The sequence below is a fragment of the Furfurilactobacillus cerevisiae genome (genome assembly GCF_048961765.1).
Taxonomy (GTDB): domain Bacteria; phylum Bacillota; class Bacilli; order Lactobacillales; family Lactobacillaceae; genus Furfurilactobacillus; species Furfurilactobacillus milii_A.
The window spans coordinates 2,259,489-2,271,619 of sequence record NZ_CP185253.1; the positions used below are offsets into that span (position 1 = coordinate 2,259,489).

11 protein-coding genes are annotated in these 12,131 nt (G+C 44.3%); all 11 read right to left on the minus strand.

The features are described 5' to 3' along the window. Positions 1-188 precede the first annotated feature (188 nt). Positions 189-875 carry a phosphate signaling complex protein PhoU gene (phoU, locus tag ABUE36_RS11210; RefSeq protein ID WP_421016753.1) on the minus strand — a complete coding sequence of 229 codons (687 nt, stop codon included), beginning with the start codon at positions 873-875 and terminating at the stop codon, positions 189-191. A gap of 41 nt (positions 876-916) precedes the next feature. Further along, positions 917-1,675 carry a phosphate ABC transporter ATP-binding protein PstB gene (gene pstB / locus ABUE36_RS11215; protein ID WP_161001603.1) on the minus strand — a complete coding sequence of 253 codons (759 nt, stop codon included), beginning with the start codon at positions 1,673-1,675 and terminating at the stop codon, positions 917-919. A 19-nt stretch (positions 1,676-1,694) separates the two neighbouring features. Beyond that, entirely contained in the window at positions 1,695-2,519 is an 825-nt protein-coding gene (pstB, locus tag ABUE36_RS11220) for a phosphate ABC transporter ATP-binding protein PstB (RefSeq protein WP_421016754.1), read from the minus strand. A 19-nt stretch (positions 2,520-2,538) separates the two neighbouring features. After that, complete coding sequence (pstA, locus tag ABUE36_RS11225; RefSeq protein WP_421016755.1) at positions 2,539-3,429, minus strand: phosphate ABC transporter permease PstA; 891 nt, start codon at positions 3,427-3,429, stop codon at positions 2,539-2,541. Beyond that, positions 3,429-4,349 carry a phosphate ABC transporter permease subunit PstC gene (pstC, locus tag ABUE36_RS11230; protein WP_161001600.1) on the minus strand — a complete coding sequence of 307 codons (921 nt, stop codon included), beginning with the start codon at positions 4,347-4,349 and terminating at the stop codon, positions 3,429-3,431. Before pstC ends, pstA begins: the two co-directional genes overlap by 1 nt. Positions 4,350-4,374: 25 nt before the next feature. Then, positions 4,375-5,253: a phosphate ABC transporter substrate-binding protein PstS family protein gene (locus ABUE36_RS11235; RefSeq protein WP_161001599.1), complete on the minus strand. Its 879-nt coding sequence runs from the start codon at positions 5,251-5,253 to the stop codon at positions 4,375-4,377. Between the two features lie 243 nt (positions 5,254-5,496). Further along, on the minus strand, positions 5,497-6,870 hold the full coding sequence (locus tag ABUE36_RS11240) for a sensor histidine kinase (protein WP_161001598.1): 1,374 nt from the start codon (positions 6,868-6,870) through the stop codon (positions 5,497-5,499). Between the two features lie 3 nt (positions 6,871-6,873). Further along, entirely contained in the window at positions 6,874-7,566 is a 693-nt protein-coding gene (locus ABUE36_RS11245; protein WP_161001597.1) for a response regulator transcription factor, read from the minus strand. A gap of 128 nt (positions 7,567-7,694) precedes the next feature. Beyond that, positions 7,695-8,811 (minus strand): peptide chain release factor 2 gene (prfB, locus tag ABUE36_RS11250; RefSeq protein WP_421016756.1). Its coding sequence is split into 2 segments (ribosomal slippage): positions 7,695-8,738 and positions 8,740-8,811, totalling 1,116 coding nucleotides; the frame shifts between segments, so codons are not numbered across the junction. A 91-nt stretch (positions 8,812-8,902) separates the two neighbouring features. Further along, on the minus strand, positions 8,903-11,266 hold the full coding sequence (gene secA, locus ABUE36_RS11255) for a preprotein translocase subunit SecA (RefSeq protein WP_421016757.1): 2,364 nt from the start codon (positions 11,264-11,266) through the stop codon (positions 8,903-8,905). Between the two features lie 209 nt (positions 11,267-11,475). After that, positions 11,476-12,033, minus strand: coding sequence for a ribosome hibernation-promoting factor, HPF/YfiA family (gene hpf / locus ABUE36_RS11260; RefSeq protein ID WP_017262149.1), 558 nt, complete (start codon positions 12,031-12,033; stop codon positions 11,476-11,478). Between the last annotated feature and the right edge of the window lie 98 nt (positions 12,034-12,131).

Genomic DNA, 12,131 nt, shown 5'->3' on the forward strand with positions numbered 1-12,131 from the left:
CTCGCTTTCTGTTGTGTAACCTGAATGTCCTAATTTTATCGCAAACAGCGCACCGTGACCAATTTTTCAAAAGCCCTTAATAAACACTAAAACAGCTCACCCTCATTATCGTTTCTTCACGTTCCTGAAAACACGCGAATTCACTCAAAAGGGACAAGCTGCCTTTAATCAATTCATTACTAATTCAACTATTTATTTTCCGTTCCCGAATCGACATTCCGCGGATTTAATTCGACAATTTTACCTGTCTGAAGATAAACAATCCATTCGCAAATGTTGGTCACGTAATCGCCAATGCGCTTTAAGAACTGTGCTACGGACAGGTAGTCTGTACTGCCAATTACAACTTCGGGATCTTGTCGCATCTGATCGATACTTTCCATATAAATTAACTGATAATAGTCTGCAGCCTGTGCATCCACTGCAGCAATCTTGCGGGCACGACCATCATCATCTTTTACATAAGCGTCTAGTACATCTGCGACCATCTGTTGAACAATAGCGCCCATCTCTGAAATGTGTTGTTCCGTCGTAGCAACCCGTTTGTTTCCTTTGACCCGAATCGTTGAATGCGCAATACTGCGAGCGTAATCCCCCATTCGTTCCAGGTCAGAAACGGCCTTCAAAATCGTCACAATTTCCCTTAGGTCTGTCGTCACCGGCTGATACAAAGCAATCATTTCAAATGATTTCTTTTCTAGTGCGACTTCACGATCATTGATTAGATGATCATCATCAATGACTGACTGGGCGAGCGTTCGATCATGATTGACAAATGAAGTCACGGCTTTCCCAATCGCCTCAGAAACAAGCATGCCCATTTCTGTAAAACTAGTATCCAAATCATTCAGTTCATCATCAAACAACCGTCGCATAATGCCAACTCCTTTTCCAATGTTTGCTAAAGCGGTTTCGGTTAGCCGAAACGACCGGAAATATAATCTTGTGTTTGCTGTTTCTGAGGATCCATAAACATTTTTTTAGTATCGCTTACTTCAATCAGTTCACCTTGAAGGAAAAAGGCAGTTCGGTCCGCAATTCGTGATGCCTGTTGAAGATTATGTGTCACCGTAATCACAGTGTAATCATACCGTAATTGCAACAAAGTTTCTTCAATCACGTGACTAGACACCGGGTCGAGAGCGCTGGTCGGCTCATCTAGTAATAAAACATCCGGTGAAACGGCCAGGACTCTTGCGATGCAAACACGTTGCTGCTGTCCACCGGATAAAGCTAAGGCATTTTTGTGCAAGTCATCCTTCACTTCATCCCAAATGGCTGCCTGACGTAAACTACGTTCAACCGCTTCATCAAGAACTTGTTTATCACGTACGCCGGCCAATCGTAATCCATAAATTACATTTTCATAAATTGAAAATGGAAACGGATTAGGCTGTTGAAAAACCATGCCAACTTCCTTACGAAGAGCCACGATATCTGTATCCGGCGCATAAACATTTTGATTCTTAAACATCACGTTACCCGTAATGGTCACATCATCAATCAAATCATTCATACGGTTTAAGCAACGAAGAAAAGTTGATTTACCACATCCTGAGGGGCCAATGAGCGCGGTAATCCCTTTTTCTTGAAAATCGAGGTTGATTCCTTTTAAGGCTTCCTTTTTCCCGTAGAACAAATGTAAGTTATCCGTAGACATTATCGGTAGTGCCATTACACTGAGCCTCCCCATTTTAACCAAAGTTACCTGAAATATAGTCATTTGTGATTGCGACTTTGGGACGGGTAAAAATTTTGCGGGCTTCGTCGTATTCCAGCACCTTACCGAGGTGAAAGAAAGCGGTATAGTCGCTAATTCGCGCGGCCTGCTGCATATTGTGCGTCAAAATAATGATGGTATATTTTTCCTTAAGTTGTAACAATGTGTCTTCAATCTGTGAAGTGGCAACGGGATCCAGTGCACTGGCCGGTTCATCCAGCAAGAGAATGTCGGGTGCCATCGCGATGGCACGGGCAATACATAATCGTTGTTGCTGTCCACCGGATAAAGCGAGTGCGCTTTGATGAAGTTCATCTTTGACCTGATCCCACATAGCAGCCTGACGTAACGATGTTTCTACGATTTCATCAAGGCGCTGCTTGTTCCTGACACCGCGTTGTTTCAAAGCAAAGGTAATATTATCGTAAATGGATTTGGCAAACGGATTTGGTCGCTGAAACACCATCCCGATATGACGACGCATTTCATAAACATCGATTTGATTACTATTAATGTCCAAGTCACGGTAACGAATTTCGCCCTCTACTCTTGCTATTCCGTCATTCATGCGATTAAGCGAGCGTAAAAAAGTAGATTTACCAGACCCGGATGCACCAATAAGGGCAGTGATTTTATAGCGTTCAAATTGTAAATCACCCTCTGTCAGTGCTTCGTTATCACCATAAAACACGTGCAAGTTATGTGTGGATAATGCAATTTCATGCGTTGCTTCATCAAAATGATAAATATTACGTAATGGTGCATCTGCTGATGCATTGATCTTTTCACTCATCCTCATGACTCCCTTCGGACGTGTTTTAGTTGGTTGAGGACGTTAATCGATGATATAAGCGACGACCGAGCCAGCGTGCCAAGAAGTTAAATAACAGTACTGCCAGAACCAGAACGGCCGAAGAACCTGCAGAAACTGCGCTCGCGTCTGGCATAATGCCTTCCGAATTAATTTTCCAAATGTGCACCGCCAACGTTTCGGCCGGACGCATCGGGTTTAACGGACTCGAAATATTGAATGGGTTCCAGTCGCCAAAGTTTAGTGCTGGTGCCGATTGTCCTGATGTGTAAATCAAAGCAGCCGCCTCACCGAATACACGGCCAGCACTGAGAATAACACCGGTCAGGATGCTGGGAACGGCCGCGGGCAAAATAACGTGGGTAACTGTCTCCCAGCGTGACAACCCCAAGGCCAATCCAGCTTCTCGTTGAAGATTAGGAATGGCAGCTAACGAACCTTCAATGCTTCGGGTCAGCAACGGGAGGTTGAAAAACGTCAAGGCCAAGGCACCTGATAAAATTGAAAAGCCCATTTTCATGTGGACAACGAAGAGTAAGAACCCAAACAGACCAACCACTACTGATGGCAAAGAACTAAGAATTTCAATAGCGGTCCGAATAATCGTTGTTAGCCAGTTTTGTTTGGCATATTCGTTGAGGTAAATACCGGCCCCAAGTGCAATTGGAAACGAGATCAACATGGCCAAAAGTAATAAATAGAATGAATTAAATAATTGAATGCCAATCCCCCCACCGGCCGTAAAGGCCTTTGCCGGTGTTGTCAAAAATTGCCACGTCAGTTTGGGAAAACCTGAAATCAAAATGTATCCAAGTAGAAAAGCTAGAATTAAGATGACCGAACCCGCAATGGCGTAAAACACTGCTGTTGCAATTTTGTCTGCCGTTTTTGCATTCATTAGCGGAGTTCCCCTTTCCGTCCAATAATCCGAATGATAACGTTAAAGAACAAAGACATGATCAATAGAACTAATGCTAATGACCACAAAGCGTTGTTTTGCAAACTGCCCATAACCGTATTGCCAATGCCTTCCGTCAAAACAGAAGTCAACGTGGAGGATGGTGACACTAAATTATGCGGTAGCAGTGTCGCATTACCGACTACCATTTGGACAGCCAGTGCTTCGCCAAATGCCCGTGCCATCCCAAAAACAATCGCTGTTAAAATACCAGGTGTCGCCGCACGGAGAACTACCTTATGGATTGTTTGCCAGCGAGTGGCGCCTAGTGCTAACGAAGCTTCCCTGTAATAACGTGGTACCGACTTGAGTGTATCGGCCGTCATCGAAGTAACGGTCGGCAGAATCATTACGAATAGAACAAAAGTCCCTGAAAGAATCCCAAAACCACTGCCACCAAACACGTGGCGAACAAATGGGACAACGACTGACAGTCCGATAAATCCGTAAACAACTGAGGGGATTCCTACCAGCAGTTCAGTAACCGGCTGCAAAATCTTGGCTCCGTTGCGTGGCGCAATTTCATTCATAAACACTGCCGTTCCAATCGCAAATGGTGTCGCCACTAGCGCCGATAACAACGTAATTAAAAACGATCCAACAATCATCGGTAGTGCGCCGACCTCAGGCTTTCCATTAGCACCTTTGACAGACGGATCCCATGTTTTTCCGCTTAAAAAATCCCCCACGTTGATGTGGTTTTGAAAGAATGTCGCTAACCCCTTAGCAGCCACAAACCAAAAGATAGCAATCACAACCACCAGAATTAAAATTAGCGCTAGGAAACTGATAAAGCGGCCTCGTCGTTCACTACGTGTCGCCTGCGATGTTTGTTGCAACTTCTCTTTTATCTTATCCATGCCGTTTGCTCTCCTTCATTCCTAACTAACGAATCACCGTAACCCGACCTTTTACATCTCTTTCCACATGCATTTGAGAAATACTGATATAACCTAACTGTCGTACTAATGTTGACTGAATTTTTGGTGATTCAATGTAGTTTAAAAATGATTTTGCGACGCCTTTGGGACGGCCATTCGTATACATGTGCTCGTATGACCAAACTTGCCACTTGTTAGACGTGACGTTTTGATTTGTCGGCGCCACACCGTTGATTGCAACCTTCTGAACTGTTTTATTAGCGTAAGAAAACGCGACATAACTAATGGCCCCAGGTGTTGTGCTGACAATGGATCTCACCATCCCAGATGAATCCTGCTCTTGAGCTGTTTTCACGCGGTGACCACGTAACGCCCACTTTTCGAATGTCGCCCGTGTACCAGATCCCTGGGCTCGGTTCACAATCGTAATTGGGACATTTTTGCCACCAAGTTCTCGCCAGTTTGTATACGTACCATCGAAAACCTTTTGCAACTGCGCTGTGGTTAACGTTTTTAGGCCAACTTCCTTATTGATAATCGGAACAATTCCGACAACGGCAACACGATGGTCAACTAAATTATGTGAATGAATGCCTGACTGCTCTTCGGCGAAAACGTCCGAGTCACCAATTGCGACGGCTCCCTCTTGGATTTGACTCAATCCAGTTCCTGAACCACCACCTTGAACATTAATAAAAACGCCGAGATGATCACCACTAAATTGTTCACCAGCTGCCTCAACCAGTGGTTGCAACGCGGTTGATCCCACCGTTGTAATTGAACCGCCTGCTGAAGAACGGTTACGTGTTTGGTAACCCAATCCTAATAGTCCGCCAACGGCAATCAAGAACAAGGCCACACCTGCAATGCGTCGTTTGTTCATGCTGTCCCTCCTAAAAATGCCAAGCTTCGGCACCACTCTTTTAAACGTGCACCTGTCGCCCAGAAGTCTGCGCATCACGCTTTTGCATATACTCAGTGTATCGAATTGATGTAAAGGACTCTTGGTCAGCATGTAAAGGTTGTGTAAAGACGTTTACAAAAACAGCGTTTGCCCCAGCATCAGTCTTTTTCAATGACTGTATGCTAGCGCAAACGCTGTTTTCAAATGATTATTTAATGCTAGTTACTTAGGAAAACTAATTGTCATGGTCGTCCCGACATCTAGTTGACTCTTAACGCTTACTTCACCCTTTAATAGGGTCGCCAACTCCTGGACAATCGCCAATCCCAGGCCAGTACCTGGAACACGTTGCTTTGTCCGGGATGGATCCCCCCGGTAAAAGCGTTCAAAAATTCGGCCTTGTTGTTCTTCCGCGATGCCATAGCCAGTGTCCTGAACACTAAGTTGCCACCCATGCAGAGAAGTTGCGGTAAACATAATGTGAATCTCACCACCGGGACGATTATATTTAACCGCATTAGAGATCAAATTCTTAATGATTTGTTCTAACTTCGTAACATCTGTCTCTACCATGGTTTCTTCTGGAACCTGATTAGTGACCTTTAAAGTACTCCGCTGAATAGACTGAGCTTGTAACGTTAGCTGTCGATCAACTAGCTTGTGCAAATCAACTTTAGTTAACGTAGCTGTTTGGCTCACAGGATTCTGCAAACGTGAAACGGATAAAACATCTTCAATTAGGTCCATCAATTGATGGGCTTGTTCATCAATAATTTTAAGAAATTCATCCCGCTTTTCCGGATCATCTTTAGCTCCTGCCAACAATGTTTCTGTAAAACCAGCAATGGCTGTTAACGGCGTTTTCAACTCATGTGAGGCATTGGAAACGAAGTCTAACTGCATCTGCTCGATTTGAGTGACTTCCGTAAGATCGTACAGCAAAACGAGCACTTGCTGATGGTTTGGCCGCGGTTCCGTATAGATGGTTGAAACCTCAAGTGTTCTAGGCGATGTCGGTAAGTGTAACGTCAATGTTTGTCGTATATTACTGTGATCGCGCATTGTCGTTTCAATTTGAGTCATTAAGTCATACTGCCGCACATCTGCCGTATACAAATGCGCTTGCGGGTCCGTATTGATTTCTAGCAACTGAGCCGCCATCGGATTCAATAATTGTGTCATCCGATGACGATCAATCACAATAACACCCACTGGTAAATACTCAAGTAAATTATCGAGTTCATTTTCCTGACGTTGGAAAACGTGGCTCTGATGACGTAATTCGTCAGCGGCCATGTTGATTGCTTGGGCCAAATCGGCATAAGCATGATTGTCAGGTAAAATAATCCGTCGTGCATCCTTTGGGGAGCTCAACCGTAAGACTTGCGTTGTTAAATCACTGACCACACGCTGCTGGTTGGCAATTAACCACGCAATAATTAACGTTTCCAAAACCATCGCGCCAAAAACAATGACCACGACGATCATTTTTAAACGTGATTCTGAAACGTGACCAATAACGCCGATCAGCAAAAATAATAGCCCTAAATTGACGACACCTGCAATAAATATTAAACGTCTGCCTAAAGTTCTCATACGCTATTCACCAAATTGATAGCCGAAGCCACGAACGGTTTTTAAATACTGTGGATGTTTGGGATCCGGTTCAATCTTTTCCCGCAGATGACTGACATGCATATCGACCATGCGACTATCACCTGCGTAGTTGAACCCCCAAACACCATTCAATAACGTATCGCGATCCAACACTCTGCCCTGCCGTTCGGCAAAATAATCTAACAGTTCAAATTCTTTGGGTGTCAATGCAATCGGCCGATCATCCCGTTTTACCTGCAAGCGGTCTTCATCAATCGTTAACGCACCAACTTGAACTAGTCGGTCGGGTTCTTTCTGAGTGACCGCTGTCCGCTCACTACGGCGGGTGACCGCCTTAATGCGTGCCAACACTTCGCGTGGTGAAAATGGCTTGGTAATATAATCATCCGCACCAATTTCGAGGCCAAACACCCGGTCAAATTCTTCACCCTTGGCCGTGACGATAATAATCGGTGTTTGAATACCATCTCGACGAACCTGTTTTGTCACCTCAATACCATCTAATTCTGGCAACATTAAATCTAGTAGCACACAAAAGTAACCACCTTCGCGAATCTTTGCTAAGGCTTTTGGACCATCTGTGGCAATCTCGACCGCATATCCTGCTTGTTCGAGATTGTACTGTAGCAGCGTTACAATACTCGGTTCATCATCGACCACCAGAACTCGTTTCATGGCTATTTCCTCTCCAAATTGTCAATGTCTGTGTCAAATGTCAGGTGCAGTATATCATATTAAACTTTGAAGTCGTCTAACAAACACGACGTTTGACAGGCATCACAACAAACGCGTTTGCATTTCGTCTAATCAGGATTTTTCTGTTTCAGATTCCATTGTAAATAAGCATCAATAAACGGATCAAGATCGCCATCGAGCACCGCTTGGGCGTTACCCGTTTCATAATCTGTTCGGTGATCCTTCACCATCGTGTAAGGCTGGAAAACGTAAGAGCGAATTTGTGATCCCCAACCAATCTCAAGCTGAGTCCCTTCCAGTTTCGCCTTTTCTTCGGCCTTTTTTTGTTCCTCACGTTCATATAACTTGGCCTTTAACATGGCCATTGCAGTGGCCTTATTTTGAAACTGAGACCGCTGCGCCTGTGAAGAAACAACAATCCCTGTGGGAATATGGATCAAACGCACGGCCGATGACGTCTTATTAATGTGCTGACCACCAGCACCACTTGAACGGAAAACTTCCATCTTGATGTCGTCAGGGTTCAGATCAACCTGGACGGAATCATCCAATTCTGGCATAACATCAACACTAACAAACGAGGTGTGTCGCCGACCGGCTGAATCAAACGGTGAGATCCGCACAAATCGGTGCACGCCTTTTTCACTCCGTAAATAGCCATACGCATTTGTTCCACTAATGAGCAACGTTGCGCTGTTTAAGCCGGCAGTGTCACCTGCTTGGTAGTCAACAATATCGACATTGAATTGATGCTGTTCGGCCCATCGCGTGTACATCCGCATGAGGTTTTGACCCCAATCTTGTGATTCCGTACCACCAGCACCGGGATGAATTTCTAAAATGGCATTATTACCGTCATAAGGCTGATCCAATAGCTGTGTCAGCCGGTATGACTGCAACTTTTTGTCAGTGGTGGTCATTTCTTCATCTAACTGAGCTGCCATTTCAGGATCATCGTCTTCTTCCAATAACTCAATCGTCACTGCAAGGTCCTCTACGGCCTGGTCAAGCTCCATAAATGTGTCGTGCTTTGCCTTCAGCGCATTATTGTCATCAATAACTTGTTGAGCGGCCACGTTATCATCCCAAAAATGTGGCTCCGCCATTCGTGCCTCGTTTTCAGCGATACTTTGGTTCAAGGCATCGAGGTCAAAGTGACCCCCTAAAGTTCGTGATTTGTTGTTGCATATCGGCCAAACGTTGGCGTGCCTCTGCTAATTCCATATGCTCACTCCTTATCTTTGTGTAATTAATGAATGAAGGACTGTCATACCTGTAAACAAGGTGAGACAGTCCTTCTAAGTGTTGTTAATTATTACCGTTCCATATTTTGACGAATTTCACTCTTCATGAACAGACGGGTTGCGTCGTATTCAATATCGGAAATCATTTCTTCAAACATGGTAAACGCATTACTTTGATATTCAATCAACGGGTTCAACTGACCATAACCACGCAATTGAATGGACTGCCGTAGTTGATCCAACGTATCAATGTGATCTGTCCAGTGAGAGTCCACACAACGCAACACAACCACCTTTTCAAATTCAAGCATTTGACTAGGGTCATAAAGTTGCTTTTGCTTGTCCTTGTACACAGTTTCGGCTTGATCCATTAGATATGACTTGATTTCATCAGCAGACTTACCTTGTAAATCATCCTCTGAAATCGCATCATCATTAACCATTGCTGAACGGGCAAAGTCGACAATACTGTCAAGTTCCCACTTCTTTTGGTCACCATTAGTATGCATGTCAACAATCCGGTTAACCGTTCGTTCAATCATCGGCATGATCACCCACTTAAGATCATCAGGCTCATTGATAACTAATTGCCGTTGCTTATAAATAACTTCACGTTGCTCACGCATAACATCATCATATTGCAGAACATTTTTACGTGAGTCGTAGTTGTTCCCTTCAACACGTTTCTGGGCTGATTCAACCTGGCGTGTAATGAGTCGACTCTTAATTACCGCATCGTCATCTTCCACATTCATCCGTTGCAAGATAGCCTTAACGCGATCTGAACCGAACCGTAACATTAAGTCATCTTCCAGTGACAGATAGAATTGTGAAAAGCCAGGATCACCTTGACGACCAGACCGGCCACGAAGCTGATTATCAATCCGTCGTGACTCATGTCGTTCAGTCCCAATAACGGCTAATCCGCCAACTTCCTTAACACCAGGTCCAAGCTTGATATCCGTCCCACGACCGGCCATGTTGGTGGCAATCGTTACGGCACCCTTTTGACCAGCATTCATGATAATTTCGGCTTCACGCGCGTGATTCTTAGCGTTCAAAACATTATGGGGAATGCCCAACTGGTCCAATTGATGTGACAAGTATTCAGAAGTTTCAACGGCCACCGTCCCAATTAACATGGGTTGACCCTTTTTGTGAAGTTTAACGATCTCATTAATAACCGCGTTAAACTTACTCTTCAAACTTGGGTACAGTAAATCAGGCTCATCCTTACGAATAACTGGCCGGTTGGTTGGAATTGAAATAACTTCCATGTTATAAATCTCACGGAATTCTTCCTGTTCCGTCTTGGCTGTCCCAGTCATCCCTGAAAGTTTGTTATACATCCGGAATAAGTTCTGATACGTGATGTTGGCCATTGTCTTGGTTTCTTCTTGAATGTCCACATGCTCTTTAGCTTCCAGAGCCTGATGCAAACCATCTGAGAAACGACGGCCTTCCATAATTCGACCAGTAAATGAATCCACGATCTGAACTTCGCCGTCTTGAACCACATAGTCTTTGTTGTTAAACATGATGTAGTTAGCACGTAAAGCTTGATCCAAATGGTGAGTTAAAGCTGTATTTTCAGTGTCATACAGATTGTCCAAGCCGAAGTATTCTTCTGCTTTACGGTTTCCTTCATCCGTTAACGAAACCGTCTTGGATTCCAGGTCAACCTTATAATCACTCTTTTCACGCAGCGTTTTGGCAAACCGATCAGCACGTTCGTACAAATTCGTATTGCCAGCTGAACCACCTGAAATAATCAATGGCGTCCGTGACTCATCGATCAAAATGGAGTCAACTTCATCAATAATGGCGAAGTTTAAGCCACGTTGTACTTGGTCCTCTTTGTAAACAACCATGTTATCACGTAGATAATCAAACCCAATTTCACCGTTAGTGGAATAAGTAATATCAGCGTTGTAGGCTTCCCGTTTTTCTTCGGCCGACTTCTCAGAGCCGTTAATGCCGACACTCAGACCAAGCCAGTTATACAGTTCACCCATTTCAGTAGCATCACGTTCTGACAGGTATTCGTTAACCGTAACAACGTGAACACCATCACCGGTCAAGGCATTAAGGTAAACAGGCATGGTCGCCGTCAACGTCTTCCCTTCACCGGTTTTCATTTCAGCAATATCCCCATTATGGAGCACGATGCCCCCCATAATTTGAACGCGAAATGGGAACAAACCTAAAACACGTTTGGCCCCTTCACGTGCTACCGCAAATGCTTCAGGTAATAAGTCATCAAGACTTTCACCCTTTTTGTAGCGTTCTTTAAATTCAGGCGTCTTAGCCTGTAAATCTTCATCACTTAATTTTGCGTATTCATCTTCGTAAGCCATCACCTTATCAGCTGTGTGACCTAAACGCGTAACTTTCCGGGCATCAGATTCAACCCAGCGTTTTAATACATTTGGCATGTTGTAACTTTATCCTTCCCTAAAAACGCGTTAAACGTTGCAACTAGTGCAGTCTATCAGATATTCATTCTATCATTTAAGCTTCTCATTGCAAACACATTCAGCTCAAACCAGTCAGAAAAAAGCCAAACAAAACCCACCGTTGCGGATGCTGTCCATAACGGTGGGTAAGGTAAACAAAATTAAATTATTCGATGATTGTGACGGCGCTAGTCATTTGAACCAGCTTGAAGTAAACCATAACGACCGTCATTACGACGATAAACAACATTTACTTCATCCGTCTCTGCGTCCTGGTAAATGAAGAAGTCGTGTCCCAACAGATCCATCTGAAGAATTGCTTCTTCATTGTCCATTGGTTTCAACTGCAAACTCTTGGTCCGCACAACATCAAACCGCGTTTCTGGCTGAGTTGGTGTTGCTTCTTCATCTGGACGGAAGTCTAAGCCCTTGTAGCCCTTTTCACGGGACTTCCGGTTAACCTTTGTCTTGTACTTCCGAATTTGACGCTCTAGTCGATCTGACATGGTATCAATACTCTTGTACAAGTCATCAGAAGTTTCCTCTGCCCGTAATGTTAAGTAAGGCAATGGAATGGTGACTTCCGCTTTAGCGGTCTTGTTGGGATAAACGCGCAAGTTTGCATGCGCAATGGCGCTAACATTTGGCTCTAGATAACGACCAATCTTAGTCACCTTTTTATCTACGTAGTCCCTGAGTGCATCGGTTACAGAGATGTTTTCTCCACGAGTTTGTACATCTAACATAAAACTTCGCTCCCTTCCGAACTAAGTTCCCGCTATGCGGGGGCTTTTAGATTCACATGTGGACGACGCCATCCAAACATGAATTGATTTCGATAGGA

What these genes read in the sequence shown, in the direction of transcription:
- phoU (WP_421016753.1), bottom strand. Translation starts at nt 875, where the DNA reads ATGCGACGGTTGTTTGATGATGAACTGAATGATTTGGATACTAGTTTT.
- pstA (WP_421016755.1), bottom strand. Translation starts at nt 3,429, where the DNA reads ATGAATGCAAAAACGGCAGACAAAATTGCAACAGCAGTGTTTTACGCC.
- hpf (WP_017262149.1), bottom strand. Translation starts at nt 12,033, where the DNA reads ATGTTAGATGTACAAACTCGTGGAGAAAACATCTCTGTAACCGATGCA.
- pstB (WP_421016754.1), bottom strand. Translation starts at nt 2,519, where the DNA reads ATGAGGATGAGTGAAAAGATCAATGCATCAGCAGATGCACCATTACGT.
- ABUE36_RS11245 (WP_161001597.1), bottom strand. Translation starts at nt 7,566, where the DNA reads ATGAAACGAGTTCTGGTGGTCGATGATGAACCGAGTATTGTAACGCTG.
- secA (WP_421016757.1), bottom strand. Translation starts at nt 11,266, where the DNA reads ATGCCAAATGTATTAAAACGCTGGGTTGAATCTGATGCCCGGAAAGTT.
- ABUE36_RS11240 (WP_161001598.1), bottom strand. Translation starts at nt 6,870, where the DNA reads ATGAGAACTTTAGGCAGACGTTTAATATTTATTGCAGGTGTCGTCAAT.
- ABUE36_RS11235 (WP_161001599.1), bottom strand. Translation starts at nt 5,253, where the DNA reads ATGAACAAACGACGCATTGCAGGTGTGGCCTTGTTCTTGATTGCCGTT.
- pstC (WP_161001600.1), bottom strand. Translation starts at nt 4,349, where the DNA reads ATGGATAAGATAAAAGAGAAGTTGCAACAAACATCGCAGGCGACACGT.
- pstB (WP_161001603.1), bottom strand. Translation starts at nt 1,675, where the DNA reads ATGGCACTACCGATAATGTCTACGGATAACTTACATTTGTTCTACGGG.